Consider the following 16,304-nt stretch of genomic DNA (forward strand, 5'->3'; position numbering starts at 1 on the left):
GCCGATCGCGCGAGCGCCGGCGCCGCGGGCTGCTCGGCCGCCAGCAGCGCGACCGCGACCGAGGGCCGGCCCGAGCGCCGCAGCACCGCGCGCACCGCGATCAGGATCGGCACCGCGAGCACCCCGCCGGTCAGGCCCCAGGCCCAGCTGCCGGCGAGCACCGCGGTCAGCAGCGCCGGCCGCCCGAGCCGCAGGCGCCGGCCGACGACCAGCGGGCTGACGAAATGCGCCTCGACCGCGTGCAGCAGCAGGAACGCGCCGGGCGCGAGCAGCACGACCGCGCCGCGGTTCTCGCCGGCCGCGGCCAGCAGCAGCGTGATCGCGAGCGGGCCGAGGTACGGGATGAACAGCAGCCCGAACACGACGCCGACCCAGACCACGACGCCGGGCAGCCCGAGCGCGGCGAGCACCACGCCGGTCGCCGCGCCGAGGCCGAGGTTGATCAGCGCCATCGTCGCGAGGTAGGTCGCGACGCCGTCGCGCGCCTCGCGCAGCGCCGTGGTCACCCGCACGCGCGCGCGGCGCTGCGGCAGCGCGTGCAGCAGGCCCGCCAGCAGCGAGCGCTGCGCGAGCAGCAGGAAGAACACGAGCATCAGCAGCATCGCCGCCGCGAGCACCACCGGCAGCGCCTCGCGGCCGGCCCAGGCCACCGCGTCGGCCTCGCTCGAAGCGAGGTGCGCGAGCAGGCCGCGCAGCGCCGCGGCGGCCAGGCCGCCGCCGATCTCGGCAGGCCGCAGGTGCTCGGCCAGGCGCGCGATCGTCGCGCCGATGCCGCGCCACCACGCGAGCGCGGCCGGCGCGAAGACGTACCCGAGCGCACCGAGCCCGAGCGCCGGCACGAACAGCGCCAGCGCGGCCGCCAGCGGGCCGGGCACGCCGCGCCGCTGCAGCGCCTCGACCGACGGGCTCAGCCACAGGAACAGCACCAGTGCGCCGACCAGCGGCGCGATCAGCGCCGCACTGAGCTTGAGCAGCAGCAGCAGCGCGAGCGCCGCAGCGGCGCGCACGGCCCAACTCCGCGCGCCGCGCGGAATGTCGTGCGGGGCCAGCGCGGCGGGCTCGGGGCGCGTTGCGAGCACGTCGGGTCATCGGAGTGAACGAATCAGGCCTGCCGGCAAGCCGCATGCCGCTGCCGCGGCCCGCGCCGGCCATGCCCCAGAGCCAGCAGCGCCGGGCAGCTTTTGCCGCAAGCGTTGCCGACCCGTCGGCGCCAGGACCGCCGGCGTCCCGGGTCGTCAAGGCATCGGCTCGCGCCGCGGCCTGCGCGGGCTGCGTGCGGCGGTCTGGGGCCTGGCCTTCAAGCCGGGCACCGACGACATGCGCGAGGCGCCGAGCCTGGCGCTGATCGACCAGCTGTGCCGCGCCGGCGTCAGCGTGAACGTCTACGACCCGGCGGCGATGCGCAACGCGCGCGCCTGTCTCGGCACGAACCGCCGCATCGCGTGGGCCGCCAGCGCGACCGCTGCGCTGCGCAAGGCCGACGTGCTGCTGCTCGTGACCGAATGGCCGGAGTTCGTTGCGTTCGATCCCGGCCGCGTCGCTGCGGCGTTGACGCTGCGCGCGGTCTACGACGGCCGCAACGCGCTCGACGCGGCCGCGTGGCGCGCCGCCGGCCTGCGCCTCGTGCAGGTCGGGCGCCCCGATGGCGGCGCCGCCATCCCCGGCTGGCACCGCGCCGCGACACGCGGCACGCGTGTGCAACCCGACGACGCGCTCGCAGCGGCCTGCGGCTGATGGCGTCGGAGGCTGGAAGCAACGGAACCCGACCTCGCGTCAGGTCGGCGCCGTCGCGCCCGGGGACGCCGCCGACGGCGCGGCGCCGGGGAGCACCGGCAACGCGACGCTGAAGGTCGCGCCGCGGCCCGGGCCGTCGCTCTCGGCGCGCACGCTGCCGCCATGCAGGTGCACGAGTTCGCGCACGATCGTCAGGCCGACGCCGAGGCCGCCGTGGCGCCGCGTCGTCGACGCGTCCTGCTGCTGGAAGCGATCGAACACCCGCGGCAGGAACGCCGGCTCGACGCCCCGCCCCGTGTCCGAGACCGAGACCTCGAGGCGATCGCCCTTGTGCAGCAGGCCGATGCGCACCGTCGCGCCGCGCGAGGTGAACTTGACCGCGTTCGTCAGCAGGTTCCAGACGACCTGCTGCAGCCGCACCGGATCGCCGGGGATCTGCGGGATGGCCGCGTCGAGCATCGTCTGCAGCCGGATCCCCTTGGCCGTCGCCGACGGCAGGACCGCCTCGACCGCCGCGCGGATCACCGCGACCAGGTCGACCGGCTGCAGATCGAGCCGCAGCTGGCCGGTCTCGATGCGGTTGATGTCGAGCAGGTCCTCGATCAGCGCGGCTTGCATGCGGGCATTGCGCAGAATTGCGGCGAGGCCGAGGGCCAGGCCGTCGCGGTTCGTCGAGTCGCGCTGCAGCACCTGAGCCCAGCCGAGGATCGCGCCGAGCGGCGTGCGCAGCTCGTGCGAAACGGTCGCGAGGAACTCGGCCATCGAACGGCTCAGGCGTTCGGCATCGGTGCGCGCAGCCTTCGCGATGCGCAGCAGCTCTTCGCGCTCGCGCTCCTGTTCGCGCCGGCGCGTGATGTCCTGCGTCAGCTTCAGGTAGCCGAGCAGTTCGCCCTGCGGGCCGCGCAGCGCGGTCAGCACGACAGCGGCATCGAAGGCCTCGCCGTTCTTGCGCACGCGGCGCCCTTCTTCCTTGTATTCGCCGGTCTCGGCAGCGACGCGCATCTCGAGCTCGGGCCGCCCGGCGCGGCGATCGGCCTCGGAGAACAGCATCGCGAACGGCATGCCGATCGCCTCCTCGGCGGTGTAGCCCTTCATCAGCTGCGCGCCGGCGTGCCAGGTGGCGATCCGGCCCTGCGGATCGAGCGTGAAGATCGCGTAGTCGCGCACGCCCTGGACCAGCGCGCGCAGTTCCTGGTCGCGCAGCCCGGCCAACGCGTCGGGCCGGTCGTGGTCGCTGTCGGCGCCAGCAGGCGTCTCGGGCGGCGTCGCTTCGCTGAGCACCGCCACCACGCCGACGGCCTCGCCGCCGATCTTCAACGGTGCCGCGAACTGCTGCAGACAGACATCGCCGCCGTGCGGCCGCGTGGCCCAGGTCGCGAGCGCACAGGCCTCGCCGCGAAGCGCGCGCGCGTAGGGCAGCTCGGTCGGCTCGATCGGCGCGCCGTCGCGACCGAGTCGCAGGCGGAACTTCCGGCCGAGTCCGGCCGCATCGTGCTGTAAATCCTGCAACGAATCGACGCCGAGCAGGGCCAGCGCCGCGGCGTTGCAATGGTGCGGGCCATCGGCATCGCCGATCAGGATCCCCTCGGGAATCGCCTCGAGGGCCGCGCCGAGCAGCGCGTCGCCGCTCCCGGGCCGACCAGCGGCCCGAGCCAATGCGTCGATCGACAGACCCGGATCGCGCGCGAGCTTCATGGTGACGGGACAAGCCGGCGACGGGCTCGGCATCGGTTCATGGTCTGCGCCTCCTTCAACGCGGCCCGCCATGGGTCGGCCCGCGTTCGCGGTCTGGCAAGCGCCGTGCCTGTGCCGCTCTGCCGGCCCGGGCACGTGGACTGCCGAGTCGGTGTTCAGCATCCGAGCCCATCCGTATGACCGGCAAGCCCTCGCGGCGCGGCGACGGCCGGAACTCTCGTGCCTGCGCGGCACCCGCCGCGGGCCGGGGCAAAGGAAGGTTGACGGCGGCGGCGCACGCCGCGCCGCCGGCCGCATGCGCGCGGTCCGGGCGCTTACTGGCTCGCGGCCGAGGCCGGCGACGACGCCATCGGGCTGGCGCCCATCGATCCGGTGCTCGGCGAGGTCGACGTGCTCGGTGAGGTCGACGTGCTCGGCCCGGCATTGCCGGACTCGCCGCCTTCACCGCTGCGGCCCTTGCAGCCGCCCAGTGCCAAGACTGCGCTACACAGCAGGACGGCAACAGGCATCAAACGCTTCGTGGTCATGGAGACTCCTCGGGGTTGGGGCTCGGGAGCGAGCCGGGTGCAGCGCCCCGGCAAGCCGAATGCCCGCCGTTGCGCCAGGACTGCCGGGCACATCGATTGCCGCGGTCGCGATCGGCGTCGGTACGCCGGGAGCACGCAGTGGACGATCCGATCGAAAGCCGCTCGGCACTGTTCGTCGATCTCGACGGCACGCTGATCGAGCGCGCCGAGTTGCCCGACCCGGGTGCGCCGCTGCGGTTCCTGCCCGGTGCGCGCGAGGCGCTGGTGGCGATCCGCGACGGCGGCTTCGCGATCGTCGTCGTGACGAACCAGAGCGGGCTGGCGCTCGGCCAGTTCACGCGCTCGCAGTTCCTGGGGCGCGAGGCGACGCTGCAATGGCGCCTGCGCGACGAGGCCCAGCTCGTGCTGGCCGCCATCCTGGTCTGCCCGCACCGGCCCGGCCGCTACGGCGCACCGGCCTGCCTGTGCCGGATGCCGGCGCCGGGCCTGCTGATCCGCGCCGCGCGCACGCACCGCTTCGATCTCGCGGCCTCGTGGATCGTCGGCAGCGCGCTCGATCAGGTCGAGTCCGGTCGCCGCGCCGGCTGCCGCACGGCGCTGCTGACCGGCGTGCCGGCCGACGCCGAAGCGGTCGTGCCGCTGCGCTGGTCGTCGTTGCGCACGCCGCATCGGCGCTGCGAGGGCTGGGCCGACGTTGCCCGCGCCGTGCTGGAGCTGCCGCGCGCGATGGCCGCGCGTTGGCGGGGCGCCGAACTGGCCGGGCGCTGACGGCGTCATTTGTGGACCACCTCGGGCGGCGCCTCCGGGCGCGCGCCGTCGCCGGCCGGCACGGCCGCGCCGCGCTGCGCCGCGTTGCCGGCGCGTGCACCGAACACCATCTCGGTCAGCCAGGCGACCAGCAGCGCGGTGTACGCGCGCTGGTCGGCGACTTCGGTCAGCCCGTGGTCGGCGCCCTGCACACAGCGGTAGGTCAGCGAGCGCGCGTGCTTGCAGGCCTCGCGGTAGCTGGTCAGCACGGTGCGCGGGATGATGTCGTCGAACTGCGACTCGATCAGCAGCACGTCGCCCTGGAACTCCTGGCAGGCGCGCAGCGCGCGATTGCCTTCGGCCGGGATGAAGCTGCGCCGATAGCCTTTGAGGTCTTGCTGCCGGTGCAGCAGCAGCTTCGGGCTCTCCCAGTCGGTGTCGATGTACAGCGCCGGAGCCCGCAGCCCGAGCCACTTGACCGGCCGCATCGCGGTCAGCACCGAGGCCAGGTAGCCGCCGTAGCTGCTGCCGATCACCGCGATCGCATCGGGGTCGACATGGCGGCGCTCGACCAGCGTGTCGTACGCGGCGAGCACATCGCGCAGGTTCTGCTCGCGCGTCACGGTCTCGTACTGGAGCTTGGTCTGCGCGTGGCCGCGCAGGTCGAAGGTCAGGCACACGCAGCCGAGTGCCGCGACCTCGCGGGCCCGCGCGAGGTACTGCTTCTGGCTGCCGCCCCAGCCGTGCACGAACAGCACGCCGGGCACCAGCGTGCCCGGCGTGATGAAGGTGCCCCAGATGCTGCCGCGGTCGACGCCGATCTCGATCGGTTCGTCATGGGTTGGCATCGTGTTCCACCTTGGCATATTTCGTCAGTCGACCGAGCCGCGCGTCGTCGAGCCCGTCGAAGTGAACGCGTGCGCCGGCCGGCACCGGCGCTGCGTCGCCGTAGACCTCGTGCGTCGAGACGCGCACGACGCACAGGCGCGGATCGGCGCGAAACGCATGCAGCGCCATGATCTCCGCGCCGCTCGCGCCACCGATGCGCCACGACTGCTCGAGCACGCCCGAGCGCTGCTGTCCGGCATCGTCGATGCCGCACGCGACGTCGTAGTTGCAGCGCGACGCCATCAGCCCGGCGAAGCAGGCCAGCGCACGCTGGTGGTAGCACAGCGCCTGCTCGACCGTGAGCCGTTGCGCCGCTTCCAGCGCGAGGCCGAGGAGTACATCGTAGTCACCTCGCACGACCGTCAACTGCGATCCGCCATAGACCTCGGCGCCATGATTGTTGCGCACCTGGCGCTGTGTGCCGCAGTAGCTCGCGAGCCACGGCCCGACGCGCACCTGCCCGACGCTGTAGGTCTCGACGCGGTTCAGGTTGCGCTCGATCACGAGACCGTCGCGGCCCAGCACCTGCGGGTCCAGCGCCTCGATGCACGTGCGCAGTTCGGCCGTGTTGCGCACGACGTGCTGGCCGATGCCGCCGACGCCGCTGGCCTCCTTCACGCGCACCGCGCCGTCGGCGAGCAGCCGCTCGCCGGCGACGATCGCATCGGCGGCCGAGAACGCCGAGAAGCCGGGCAGCGCGACCGCGCGCACCGCATCCGCGAACGCGTGCGACCAGCCCGCCGGTGCCTGCGCCGCACGCTGCACAAGCGGATGCGTGATGACCTTGGTCGCGACGAACGGCCGCGGCACGACGCCGCCGAACAGGTGCTCGGGCCGCGTGATGCCGAGATCGCGCGCACGCGCGACGCTGTCCAGCGTGTCGCTGGGCACGACCAGCGCGGCCTCGCGGCCAAGGCGAGCGGCATCGAGATCGCCGAGGTACGCGACATCGAGCAGCTCGGCGATCGACTGCGCGAGCGCCATCTTGCCGCTCAGCTCGTGGCCGCTCGGCCGCTCCGGGCGGCAGTCGAAGAAGCCGACCGGCCGTGGCACCGCGCGCGCGGCCTTGCGCGCAACGGCCTCGGCCGGCGCACTGCGCCGTTGCAGGTTCGTCATCATCGGGCGCCTCCGCGAGAGTGACACGCGACGCGATTTTCAGCAGCGCCGGGTGACCCCGATGCAGGCTCGGGCGCCGGGCCGCCGTAGGAAATCATGAGCACCGGCAGCGCGGCCGCGCGTTTTCCTACAGATGCGGCGCGCCGGCTTCGCTACGGTGAAGGGTGTCATGACCGAGCCGATCCAAGCGCTTTCGATCCGGGTGCTGACCGTCAACACGCACAAGGGCTTCGCGTTCCTGAGCGGCCGCTTCGTGCTGCACGAGTTGCGCGAGGCGGTCCGCGCGGTCGGCGCCGACGTGGTCTTCCTGCAGGAGGTGCAGGGCACGCACAGCGGCCACTCCGAGCGGCTCGTCGCCTGGCCGCAGGTACCGCACTACGAGTTTCTCGCCGACGAGATCTGGGCCGACTTCGCGTACGGGCGCAACGCGGTGTATCCGCGCGGGCACCACGGCAACGCACTGCTGTCGAAGTTTCCGATCGTCGCGCACGAGAACCGCGACATCTCGATCGCCGGCCACGAGGCGCGCGGGCTGCTGCACTGCACGCTGCGCATCCCCGGGCGCGAATCGATGCTGCACGCGATCTGCGTGCACCTGGGCTTGCGCGAGTCGCATCGGCGCGCGCAGCTCGATCTGCTGTCGGAGATCATCGGCGAGCACGTGCCGGAGGGTTCGCCGCTGCTCGTCGCGGGCGACTTCAATGACTGGCGCCGCCGCGCGCATCGCATCCTCGAACGCTGCGTCGGGCTGCGCGAGGTCTTCGTGCACGCGCACGGGCGAGCCGCGAAGACGTTCCCGGCGCACTTCCCCGTGCTGCAGCTCGACCGCATCTACGTGCGCGACACACGCGCCGATGCGCCGCTCGCGCTGCCGCGCCGGCCGTGGTCGCGGCTCTCCGACCACGCGCCGCTGGCTGCGGAGATCGCGCTGTGAACGGCTCGCGCTGGACCGCCGGCAACCGCGTGCGCCTGCTCGAGAACGGTGAGGCGTACTTCCCCGCGGTGTTCGCGGCGATCCGCGCCGCCGAGCGCGAGATGATTCTCGAGACCTTCATCCTGTTCGACGACAAGGTCGGCCGCGAGCTGCACCGCGAGCTGATCGAAGCCGCGCAGCGCGGCGTGCAGGTCGACCTGATGGTCGACGGCTTCGGCTCGTCCGACCTGACGCCGGAATTCATCGGCGCGTTGACCGGCGCCGGGGTGCGCGTGCGCAGCTTCGACCCCAGCTCGCGCTGGCTCGGCCTGCGCGTCAACGTGCTGCGGCGCATGCATCGCAAGATCGTCGTCGTCGATCGGCAACGCGCGTTCGTCGGCGGCATCAACTTCGCGGCCGATCACCTCGCCGATTTCGGGCCGCTCGCGAAGCAGGACTATGCGGTCGAGCTGACCGGGCCGATCGCCGACGAGATCCGTGCGTTCGCGGTCGCGGCGTTTCAGGGTGACGCGCGGCCACCGGACGCGCCAGCGCGGCGCACGCGGCCGATCGCCGGCGCGGTCGAGGCGTTGTTCGTCACGCGTGACAACGTCGACCACCCGAACGATATCGAGCGCCACTACCGGGCCGCGATCCGCTCGGCGCGCAAGCGCGTGCTGATCGCCAACGCGTACTTCTTCCCCGGGTACCGCCTGCTGCGCGAGCTCGGCCGCGCGGCGCGCCGCGGCGTGCAGGTGCAGCTGATCCTGCAGGGCGAGCCCGACATGCCGATCGTGAAGGCCGGCGCAGCGCTGCTGTACGAGCACCTGCAGCGCGAGGGCGTGAAGATCCACGAGTACTGCCGCCGACCGCTGCACAGCAAGGTCGCGGTCGTCGACGACGACTGGGCCACCATCGGCTCGAGCAACCTCGACCCGCTCAGCCTGTCGCTGAACCTCGAGGCCAACGTGGTGCTGCGCGACGCCGCGTTCGCCGCGCAGCTGAGCGCGCGGCTCGAGCAGCTGATCGCGGCCGAATGCCGGCTCGTCGAGCTGCGCGCGACGAGCCGGTGGCGCGGCTGGGCCGAGCTGCGCTCGACGATCCTGTTTCACTTCCTGCGCCACTTTCTCGGCTGGGCCAGCCGGCTTCCGCCGCACGCGCCGAAGCTCGAGGCCGTGCATGCGACCGAGGCGACGGCGGCTGCCGGGTGCCGCGATGATCCTTGAGCGGCGCGCCGTCTGGCGATTCGCGAAGCGCGCGCTGACGCTGCTGTTCTTCATCGCGGTGGCCGTGCTGCTGGCGCGGCAGGCGCGCCAGATCGAGTGGTCGTCGGTGCTCGCATCGGTCCGTGCCTACCCCGCCCCGACGCTGGTGCTCGCGGCGGCCTTCGCGGCCGCGAGCCACGCGGTGTACTGCACGTACGACCTGATCGGGCGGCACCAGACCGGCCATGCGCTGCCGCGGCGCCAGGTCGCGGCGATCGGCTTCGTCTCGTACGCGTTCAACCTGAACCTCGGCGCGCTGGTCGGCGGCATCGCGTTCCGCTACCGGCTGTACTCGCGCCGCGGCCTGTCGACCGAGACGATCACGCAGGTGCTGGTGCTGTCGCTGCTGACCAACTGGCTCGGCTACCTCTGCGCCGGCGGGCTGACGTTCGCGCTGCGCCCGATCGCGCTGCCGCCCGAGTGGTCGCTCGACAGCGAAGGTCTGCGCTGGCTCGGTGCCGCGCTGCTCGCGCCGGTGCTCGCCTACCTCGTTCTGTGCTTCGGCTCGAGGCCGCGCGCGTGGTCGTGGCGCGGCGCGCGCGTGCGGCTGCCGAGCGGCCGCATCGCGCTGCTGCAGCTCGGCCTGTCGACGCTCAACTGGCTGCTGATCGGTGCCGCGGTCGCGACGCTGATGCCGCGCCCGCTCGCGTATCCGGAGGTGCTCGCGGTGCTGCTCGTCGCGGCGATCGCCGGCGTGATCACGCACGTGCCGGCCGGCCTGGGCGTGCTCGAGGCGGTGTTCGTCGCGCTGCTCTCGCACCGCGCCGCGGCAAGCGAACTGCTGGCCGCGCTGATCGTGTACCGCGCGCTCTACTACCTGACGCCGCTCGCGCTGGCCGCCCCGTTGTTCTTCGCGGTCGACCGGCGCGGCGCGGCCGGCGCGCCGGCGTGACGCAGCGTCCGATTCAAGCGCTGCCCGGTGGCGCCGGCGGATCGAGCCCCGAACCCGGGTCTTCCTCGCCGGCGACCGACTCGACGCCGACCGCGTCGTGCGCCGCCTTCGGATCGGCATGTGCGCCGCCCAGCGGCGACTCCGCCGGCGGAGGTGTGGCCGACGCGGCCGGTGCGGCCGCGGGCCGAAGCGGTCGGCGTGCCGGATCGGCGCGGCGCGGCGTGCGAGTGGATTGCCTCTTCATCGTCTTCGAGCCTCCTGCCTGCGTTGGTGCCCGGATAGGTGTTTTCGTTCTCCGACGGTCGGCGTTGTCCGACACGGCCGGCCGAACCGCGGCCAGCGGCGCGCGGTCAGACAGGATCGCGGGCGCGGAAGGGCCGTGCCCGACCTTGCCACGGAGGATTCATGGACAACACCACCCTGAAAATGGTTTCCGTGTGCGGATCGGCCTTGCTGCTCGGAGCTTGCGGCCACCGCGTCTACAGCGAGCGCGAAGTGATTCGCGAGCAACCGATCGTGCAGGCCGTCGCGGCGCCGGCGCCCATCGAGCACATCACGATCGTCCAGCCGCCGGCGGCACCCCAGGAGACGATGCCGTCGGCGCCTTCTGCGAACGGCTACACCTGGGTACCGGGACGCTACACCTGGCGCGGCGGCCGCTGGGACTGGGAGCCGGGCCAGTGGGTCAGCGGCTCGGTCCGCCCGATGCCGCCGTTGATGCAGGAATCGCCGCCGAGCGTCGTGCCGGCACCGGGCGCGCGCTGGATCCCCGGGTACTGGCGCTACGAGGGCAACGACTGGGTCTGGAGCCGGGGCCACTGGGAATGACAGCCAAGTGATTGCCAAGAAAGGAGATCGCCGATGTCTCGCTTTGCCACTGCACTGAAGATCGTCTGCGCCACTGCGCTTGCCGCCGCCTGCGTCGGCTGCACGAGCTACTACGGCCCGCCGGGCTACTACGACAGCAATGCGAAACTCGGCCCGCGCGGCGACGGCTCGACCGGCGCGGCCGTGCCGGGCCCGTCGCCCGACGCGCCGCGCCGCTGGCGTGATTACTGAGACTGAGGCCGCGCGAGCAGCCGATCGATCTGCGCGCTGACTTCGCGCAGCTCGGTCTCGAACAGCGCGATGCCCTGACCGACGGCTTCGCGCGCGCTGGTGCGGCAGGCGTTCTCGAGCGCAGCGCACAGGTCGCCGAGCGGCAAGGCGCCAACCGAGCGCGAAGCCGACTTGAGCTTGTGCGTGATCGAGCCGATCTGACGCATGTCACCGGCATCGTGCGCCGCGCGAATCTCGGCCGCGAGTTGCGTGGCCGAGTCGCGGTAGTCGGCCAGGAAGCGGAGTACGGTCGGCGGGTCGTCGCCGAAGATCTCGTTCAGTACCGCCAGGTCGACCGCCGGCGCCGGCCCGTTGCGCAGCGGCGCCGGCGGCAGCGCGGCGGGCGCCGACACCACCGCGTCGTGCGGCAGCCACTTCGCGAGCGCCGCCTTCAGCAGATGGAGTTGCAGCGGCTTGGTCAGGTACTCGTCCATGCCGGCGGCCTGTGCGCGCATCGCCTCGCCGCGCAGCGCGTTGGCGGTCAGCGCCAGGATCGGCATGCGCTCGCGCCAGGTCAGGCCGCGCTGCGCTTCTTCGCGCCGGATCGTCTCGGCCAGCGTATAGCCGTCCATGTCGGGCATGTGCAGGTCGGTCAGCAGCAGCGCGTAATCGCCGGAACGCCACAGGCGCAGCGCCTCGCTGCCGTTCTCGGCGATCTCGGCCGCATGGCCGAGCACCTCGATCTGGCGCAGGATGACCTTCTGGTTGACCTCGTCGTCCTCGGCAATCAGGATCAGGCGACCGAGCGCACGCGCCTGCGCGTGCGTGGGCGCAACCGGCGCCGGCGCGAACGCTTCGTCCGCGCTCTCGTGCAGCACCTCGGGCGAGGCGCGCCCCGCCGCGACCGCAACCGCGCGCAGCAGCGACGAGCGGCGCAGGCAGTTGCCATCGAGCGTCACGACATCGGTCGCGGTCATGCGCGCGCGGCGGCCCCAGCCGCGCGCGATCAGCAGATGGCGGACCTGCGGCGTGGCCGCGAACGCGGCATGCAGGGCCGCCGGCGACGGCGGATCGCGGCGCGTGTTCTGGATCACCACGGCGACGCCGGCGCGTGGCGCGGCACGCACCGCCGCATCGAGATCGGGCACGCGGTGCACGCGCGCGCCGGCGTGCTCGAGATAGGCGCGCAGGTCGTCGGCATTCGCGTCGGAGCCGACGACGATGCAATCGAGCCCGCCGACATCGGCGTAGCGCCGCGGCGCACTCGCCGCCACCGCCTCGAACGGCAGCGTCACGGTGAAGGTCGAACCCTGGCCGAGCGCGCTGTCGACGTGGATCTCACCCGCCATCAGGCTCACCAGCCGCTTGCTGATCGCCAGGCCCAGGCCGGTGCCGCCGAAGCGCCGCGTCGTCGACACCTCGGCCTGCGTGAACGACGAGAACAGCTGCGCCAGCGTCTCGGGCGTCATGCCGATGCCGTTGTCGGTAAAGCGCAGCACCAGGCGCGGCGGATTCTCGGGCGCGCCTTCGGCCAACCCGACGCGGATCGACACCCGGCCGTGCCGCTGCGCGTCGCCGGCACCGAACTTGATCGCGTTGCCCGCGAGGTTGAACAGCACCTGGCGCAGCCGTGTCGCATCGCCCCACACCTGATCCGGAACCTGCGGCGCGATGAACAGGCTCAGCTCGACGTCCTTGTCGATCGCCACCGGCAGCAAGGTATCGCAGACGCTCTCGATCAGGTCCGGCAGCGCGACCGGCGCGCGCTCGAGTTCGAGCCGGCCGGCCTCGATCTTCGAGAAGTCGAGGATGTCGTCGATGATGCCGAGCAGCGAGAACGCGGAGGCGCGGATCGTGCGCACCGCGTCGGCCTGGGACTCCGGCAGGTGGCTGTGCGCGAGCACCTCGACCATGCCGATGACGCCGTTCATCGGCGTGCGGATCTCGTGGCTCATCGTCGCGAGGAACGCGCTCTTGGCGCGGTTCGCGCGCTCGGCCTCGTCGGTCGCGAGCGCGAGTTCGCGGTTCGAGTTCTCGAGCTGCGCGGTGCGTCGCTGCACGCGTTGCTCGAGGTCCTGGTTCAGGCTCATGACCTCCTGCTGCGCGATGCGCCGCTCCTCGACCTCGCGCGCCTTCTCGAGGTTCGACGCCTCGAGCGCCTGGGTACGGCGCTCGATCTCGCTGAGCATGTTGTTGAAGGCGTCGACCAGCGTGCCGACCTCGTCGGTGCTGATGCGCTCGGCGCGACGCGAGTAGTCGCCCTGCGCGACGACGTCGCGCGCGATCTCGCCGATCGCCAGGATCGGCCGCGTGACGATCTTCTGCAGCCACGCCGAGACGAGCAGCGCGACCAGCATCGCAACGACCGCGACGACCAGCGCGATCCCCGCGTAGTTCAGCATGCGGTCGTACAGCTCGTAGCGGGCACGCAGGTGCACGGTGCCGACGACGCGGCCGCGGTCGACGATCTGCTTGAACACCAGCAGCTCGCCGTTGTCGACCCGCACGCTGTCGTGCGCCGGAACGGTCGGGAACGACCGCAGCTCGCGGCCCGCCGCGTAGCTGGCGAACACCTCGCCGCGCGCCGAATAGACCGCCGCGGCCTCGATCTTCGGCTGCAGGCGCAGCAGCGCGAGGTTCTCGCGCGCGACGCGCGCATCGTCGAACTCGAGCGCCGGGATCGTCGTGCGCCCGAGCAGCTCGGCCTGCGTGTTCAGATCGTCGACCCAGCCGCGGTGATAGGCGCGCAGGTCGTACGCGATCATCGCGCCGAGCGCGACGACGACCGCCACCAGCGTCGTCAGCAGCATGACGACGAGCAGCTTGCGGCGCAGCGAGCCGCTGAACATCAGGGCCCCCTCCCGATCACCGCGCGGGCCACGCCGAGCAGCCGGGCGCTGATCCGCAGCTGGCTCTGTTCGGCGACCTGCGGTGCGATGTCGAAGCGCACCTTGTCGTCGACGACGACGAAGTTGATCATGCTGCCCAGCGCCGGCCCACGGCTCGATTCGGTCACCAGCAGCACCGGCTGGCCCTTCGCGGCGGCGAGCGTCTCGGCGAGCCGGCTCTCGTGCGAGCCGGCGATGTAGACAAGGTGCGCGCTCGCCACCGGATCGCCGCGCTCGAGCTTGCGCACCAGCAGCGGCCGGCCGTCGGCCGACACGCCGGCCGCGGTGCGCGCGACCTCGTCGACGACGGCGTCGCTGCCGACGACACCGATGACGATCGGGCTGTCGGGCCGCGCGAACAACGGCGCCGGCCATTCGACATAGCTTGCGAACTTGCAGACGAACGCCGCCTTGACCCGGTACTCGAGCGCCTCGGCGCCGGACTGCGCCCGGCACGCCCCCGCGAGCCCCGCGCCGAGCAGCAGCATCAGCCAGCCGGCCCGCACCCCGCGCCAGGGCCAGGCAGACCGCCAACGGCTCGGGCCGACGTGAAGCTGCATCTGGCTCAAAAGCGCATCAGCAGTTCGACGAACACGGCGCGCGCAAACGCGGTGCGGGTCGTTTCGTCGGTGAATTCGCCGTGCGCCGGACCGACCAGGTTCTGGCCGGTGACCGAGACCTCGATGTCGGGCCGCGGCCGCCAACCCACGCGCATGTCGACCGTGAAGTAGCTCGGCACGAACGGGCTCGGCAGCGCCGACACATAGCGCGCGGTGACGTCGAGCTCGGTCTGGCGCGGCAGGTCGAACGACGAGCGCAGCAGCCACTGCCGCGACGGATTCGCGCCAACCGCGGTGTTGACCGAATTGATGCTGGCCGTGCTGCCGGGCTTGAGGTGCAGATCCTGCAGCAGGCGCGTGAAACCGCCGCGCAGCCGCCACCACGGCGCCGCCTGGTAGCTGCCCCAGGTCTCGAGGCCGCGCACCGTGCCCTGCATGCCGTTGGCGAAGACAACGGCGGTGCGGCTCGGCGCCAGTTCCTGCGTGTGCAGGCGATCGTAATCGGCATGAAACGTGGTGATGGAAAACGACGCATCGGGCGTCGGCTGACCACGATAGCCGAGTTCATAGACCTTGGCGACTTCGGACTCGAAGTTCGGCCCGCCCAGCAGCAGGAACCGCGGCTGTGCCGGGACGAAGATGTCGCGATCGAGCCGCGACGGCGCGCGCACGGTGCGCGATGCCGCCGCCCACAGCAGGTGCTTGTCCGCCGGCTTCCAGGCGAGCCGCAGGTTCGGCAGGAACTCGGCGCCGGTGTAGTCGTTGTGCTCGACGCGCGCGCCCAGCGTCAGGTGCAGCGCCGGTGCGAGCGTGATCTCGTCCTGCGCGAACAGGCTGGCCCACGTGAGGTTGACGCGCGCCGGCAGGAACGCGAGGTACGGGCTGCCGTTGACGACATGGTCGCGCGCATAGCGGTACTGCACGCCCCAGACCAGCGCATGCGCGGCGTTCGGCCGCCATGCGTGCTGCAGCTGCAGGTCGACGATGTCGAGCTTCTCGGCGAAGGTCGGCGGAACGGTGCGTTCGACGCGGTCGTAGCTCAAGTGGCCGCTGAGGCTTGCATCGTCGCCAAGCCGCCGCTCCCAGCGTGCGATGAGGTTCGCGCCCGAGACCGAGATCGTGTCGAGCGCGAGATCGACCCCGGTGACCGCCAGCGTGCCGGGCAAGGGCTGCTCGCGCTTGCCGGTGTAGGCATCGCCCTGCAGCGTGAACCTGTCGACCGCCCGGGCCCAGTCGGCGCGAAAGCCGAGCTGCGTGGTGTGCGAGGCATCGTCGACATAGGCGCCGTTCGCCGTCTCGGTGTGCAGGCGCTGGGTCTGCTTCGCGTAGACGCGGTAGTGGCCGCCCTCGCCGAGGCTCGCGCCGTGGCGCAGCGCGAGCTGCGCCTCCTGGTTGCCCACGCCCGCCGACAGCAGGCCGCCCTGCGTCTGATCCGAAGATCGCGTGATCACGTTGACGACACCGTTGACCGCGTTGACGCCCCACAGTGTGCCGCCCGGCCCGCTGATGACCTCGATGCGCTCGATGTCCTCGAGCATCAGGTCCTGCACATCCCAGAACACGCCGGAAAAAAGCGGGCTGTAGACCGAGCGCCCATCGATCAGCACGAGCAGCTTGTTCGCCGACGCGCTGTTGAAGCCGCGCGCGCTGATCGCCCAGCCGTTCGCGCCGCCGCGCGCGATCTGCAGGTTCGGCGCAAGCCGCAGCGCCTCGGGCAGGCTGGTCGCGCCGGAGCGCCGGATCTCGTCGGCGGTGATCACGAAGGCCGACACCGGCGCATCGGACAGGCGCTCGGCGCGCTTCGACGCCGAGGTGATCTGGACGTTGCTGAGTTCCTCGAGGCTGAGGTCGGTGAGCCGGCCGGCGGTGACCGTCGGCCCGGGCGCGCCGATCGCCGTGCCGAGCAGGGCGATCGTCGCGGCCGCGCCGCAACAGGACCCTCGGTGGTTCGAGCCCATCGAATCTCCCCTCGGTGTTGTCGCGCCGGCGCGGGCAGTACTTCCCCGAATGCGTCGCGAGTGGGCACTGTAGGAGATTCAAT

At 72.2% G+C, this 16,304-nt stretch carries 16 protein-coding genes; 7 read left to right on the forward strand and 9 right to left on the reverse strand.

Going from position 1 to position 16,304, the window contains the following annotated elements:
* A partial coding sequence (locus AC1DTW_RS22005) for an AI-2E family transporter (protein WP_477983528.1) occupies nt 1–1,079 on the reverse strand: 1,079 nt, incomplete at its 3' end.
* Between AC1DTW_RS22005 and AC1DTW_RS22010 the strand changes: the two genes are divergently transcribed.
* Nucleotides 1,033–1,734 (forward strand): UDP binding domain-containing protein, encoded by a 702-nt coding sequence (locus tag AC1DTW_RS22010; RefSeq protein WP_477983529.1) that lies wholly within the window; start codon nt 1,033–1,035, stop codon nt 1,732–1,734. The two genes, AC1DTW_RS22005 and AC1DTW_RS22010, sit on opposite strands and share 47 nt — an antisense overlap.
* 39 nt (nt 1,735–1,773) lie before the next feature.
* On the opposite strand, the gene AC1DTW_RS22015 is transcribed toward AC1DTW_RS22010, so the two are convergent.
* Both AC1DTW_RS22015 and AC1DTW_RS22020 read right to left on the reverse strand, forming a co-directional pair.
* Nucleotides 1,774–3,429, reverse strand: coding sequence for a sensor histidine kinase (locus AC1DTW_RS22015; RefSeq protein ID WP_477983530.1), 1,656 nt, complete (start codon nt 3,427–3,429; stop codon nt 1,774–1,776).
* A gap of 314 nt (nt 3,430–3,743) precedes the next feature.
* On the reverse strand, nt 3,744–3,956 hold the full coding sequence (locus AC1DTW_RS22020) for a hypothetical protein (protein WP_477983531.1): 213 nt from the start codon (nt 3,954–3,956) through the stop codon (nt 3,744–3,746).
* A 138-nt stretch (nt 3,957–4,094) separates the two neighbouring features.
* Between AC1DTW_RS22020 and AC1DTW_RS22025 the strand changes: the two genes are divergently transcribed.
* A complete protein-coding gene (locus AC1DTW_RS22025) occupies nt 4,095–4,724 on the forward strand; it encodes an HAD-IIIA family hydrolase (RefSeq protein ID WP_477983532.1) in 630 nt (209 codons plus the stop codon).
* A 5-nt stretch (nt 4,725–4,729) separates the two neighbouring features.
* Here the strand turns inward: AC1DTW_RS22025 and AC1DTW_RS22030 are convergent, their stop codons facing one another.
* Together AC1DTW_RS22030 and AC1DTW_RS22035 are read right to left on the reverse strand one after the other, a co-directional pair.
* Nucleotides 4,730–5,551, reverse strand: coding sequence for an alpha/beta hydrolase family protein (locus tag AC1DTW_RS22030; protein WP_477983533.1), 822 nt, complete (start codon nt 5,549–5,551; stop codon nt 4,730–4,732).
* Nucleotides 5,538–6,710 carry a DUF3182 family protein gene (locus tag AC1DTW_RS22035; protein ID WP_477983534.1) on the reverse strand — a complete coding sequence of 391 codons (1,173 nt, stop codon included), beginning with the start codon at nt 6,708–6,710 and terminating at the stop codon, nt 5,538–5,540. Before AC1DTW_RS22035 ends, AC1DTW_RS22030 begins: the two co-directional genes overlap by 14 nt.
* A gap of 166 nt (nt 6,711–6,876) precedes the next feature.
* On the opposite strand from AC1DTW_RS22035, the gene AC1DTW_RS22040 reads away from it, so the two are divergent.
* The 3 genes from AC1DTW_RS22040 to AC1DTW_RS22050 are packed head-to-tail and all read left to right on the forward strand — an operon-like array spanning nt 6,877 to nt 9,777.
* Nucleotides 6,877–7,641, forward strand: a complete 765-nt coding sequence (locus AC1DTW_RS22040; RefSeq protein ID WP_477983535.1) for an endonuclease/exonuclease/phosphatase family protein — start codon at nt 6,877–6,879, stop codon at nt 7,639–7,641.
* Complete coding sequence (gene clsB / locus AC1DTW_RS22045) at nt 7,638–8,846, forward strand: cardiolipin synthase ClsB (protein WP_477983536.1); 1,209 nt, start codon at nt 7,638–7,640, stop codon at nt 8,844–8,846. The genes AC1DTW_RS22040 and clsB overlap by 4 nt, the downstream gene beginning before the upstream one ends.
* Nucleotides 8,836–9,777, forward strand: a complete 942-nt coding sequence (locus AC1DTW_RS22050) for a lysylphosphatidylglycerol synthase domain-containing protein (protein WP_477983537.1) — start codon at nt 8,836–8,838, stop codon at nt 9,775–9,777. Before clsB ends, AC1DTW_RS22050 begins: the two co-directional genes overlap by 11 nt.
* A 13-nt stretch (nt 9,778–9,790) precedes the next feature.
* On the opposite strand, the gene AC1DTW_RS22055 is transcribed toward AC1DTW_RS22050, so the two are convergent.
* Nucleotides 9,791–10,021 carry a hypothetical protein gene (locus AC1DTW_RS22055; protein WP_477983538.1) on the reverse strand — a complete coding sequence of 77 codons (231 nt, stop codon included), beginning with the start codon at nt 10,019–10,021 and terminating at the stop codon, nt 9,791–9,793.
* Nucleotides 10,022–10,182: 161 nt separating this feature from the next.
* Here AC1DTW_RS22055 and AC1DTW_RS22060 point away from each other — a divergent pair, with 161 nt between their 5' ends.
* Together AC1DTW_RS22060 and AC1DTW_RS22065 are read left to right on the forward strand one after the other, a co-directional pair.
* Complete coding sequence (locus AC1DTW_RS22060) at nt 10,183–10,605, forward strand: hypothetical protein (RefSeq protein WP_477983539.1); 423 nt, start codon at nt 10,183–10,185, stop codon at nt 10,603–10,605.
* A gap of 33 nt (nt 10,606–10,638) precedes the next feature.
* Nucleotides 10,639–10,836 carry a hypothetical protein gene (locus AC1DTW_RS22065; RefSeq protein WP_477983540.1) on the forward strand — a complete coding sequence of 66 codons (198 nt, stop codon included), beginning with the start codon at nt 10,639–10,641 and terminating at the stop codon, nt 10,834–10,836.
* Here the strand turns inward: AC1DTW_RS22065 and AC1DTW_RS22070 are convergent.
* The 3 genes from AC1DTW_RS22070 to AC1DTW_RS22080 are packed head-to-tail and all read right to left on the reverse strand — an operon-like array spanning nt 10,830 to nt 16,221.
* A complete protein-coding gene (locus AC1DTW_RS22070; RefSeq protein WP_477983541.1) occupies nt 10,830–13,664 on the reverse strand; it encodes a sensor histidine kinase, YfiR-like protein-associated in 2,835 nt (944 codons plus the stop codon). The genes AC1DTW_RS22065 and AC1DTW_RS22070 overlap by 7 nt on opposite strands.
* Nucleotides 13,664–14,263 (reverse strand): TOL_0243 family YfiR-like periplasmic protein, encoded by a 600-nt coding sequence (locus AC1DTW_RS22075; protein ID WP_477983542.1) that lies wholly within the window; start codon nt 14,261–14,263, stop codon nt 13,664–13,666. Before AC1DTW_RS22075 ends, AC1DTW_RS22070 begins: the two co-directional genes overlap by 1 nt.
* 5 nt (nt 14,264–14,268) lie before the next feature.
* Entirely contained in the window at nt 14,269–16,221 is a 1,953-nt protein-coding gene (locus AC1DTW_RS22080) for a TOL_0244 family TonB-dependent receptor (protein ID WP_477983543.1), read from the reverse strand.
* Nucleotides 16,222–16,304: the final 83 nt, after the last annotated feature.

Source organism: Rhizobacter sp. P5_A1 (assembly GCF_056400745.1).

Excerpts from the sequence above, each read along its gene's own strand:
- AC1DTW_RS22010 (WP_477983529.1), top strand. The coding sequence starts at position 1,033 with ATGTCGTGCGGGGCCAGCGCGGCGGGCTCGGGGCGCGTTGCGAGCACG.
- AC1DTW_RS22015 (WP_477983530.1), bottom strand. The coding sequence starts at position 3,429 with ATGAAGCTCGCGCGCGATCCGGGTCTGTCGATCGACGCATTGGCTCGG.
- AC1DTW_RS22020 (WP_477983531.1), bottom strand. The coding sequence starts at position 3,956 with ATGACCACGAAGCGTTTGATGCCTGTTGCCGTCCTGCTGTGTAGCGCA.
- AC1DTW_RS22030 (WP_477983533.1), bottom strand. The coding sequence starts at position 5,551 with ATGCCAACCCATGACGAACCGATCGAGATCGGCGTCGACCGCGGCAGC.
- AC1DTW_RS22035 (WP_477983534.1), bottom strand. The coding sequence starts at position 6,710 with ATGATGACGAACCTGCAACGGCGCAGTGCGCCGGCCGAGGCCGTTGCG.
- AC1DTW_RS22040 (WP_477983535.1), top strand. The coding sequence starts at position 6,877 with ATGACCGAGCCGATCCAAGCGCTTTCGATCCGGGTGCTGACCGTCAAC.
- AC1DTW_RS22050 (WP_477983537.1), top strand. The coding sequence starts at position 8,836 with ATGATCCTTGAGCGGCGCGCCGTCTGGCGATTCGCGAAGCGCGCGCTG.
- AC1DTW_RS22055 (WP_477983538.1), bottom strand. The coding sequence starts at position 10,021 with ATGAAGAGGCAATCCACTCGCACGCCGCGCCGCGCCGATCCGGCACGC.
- AC1DTW_RS22060 (WP_477983539.1), top strand. The coding sequence starts at position 10,183 with ATGGACAACACCACCCTGAAAATGGTTTCCGTGTGCGGATCGGCCTTG.
- AC1DTW_RS22065 (WP_477983540.1), top strand. The coding sequence starts at position 10,639 with ATGTCTCGCTTTGCCACTGCACTGAAGATCGTCTGCGCCACTGCGCTT.
- AC1DTW_RS22070 (WP_477983541.1), bottom strand. The coding sequence starts at position 13,664 with ATGTTCAGCGGCTCGCTGCGCCGCAAGCTGCTCGTCGTCATGCTGCTG.
- AC1DTW_RS22075 (WP_477983542.1), bottom strand. The coding sequence starts at position 14,263 with ATGCAGCTTCACGTCGGCCCGAGCCGTTGGCGGTCTGCCTGGCCCTGG.
- AC1DTW_RS22080 (WP_477983543.1), bottom strand. The coding sequence starts at position 16,221 with ATGGGCTCGAACCACCGAGGGTCCTGTTGCGGCGCGGCCGCGACGATC.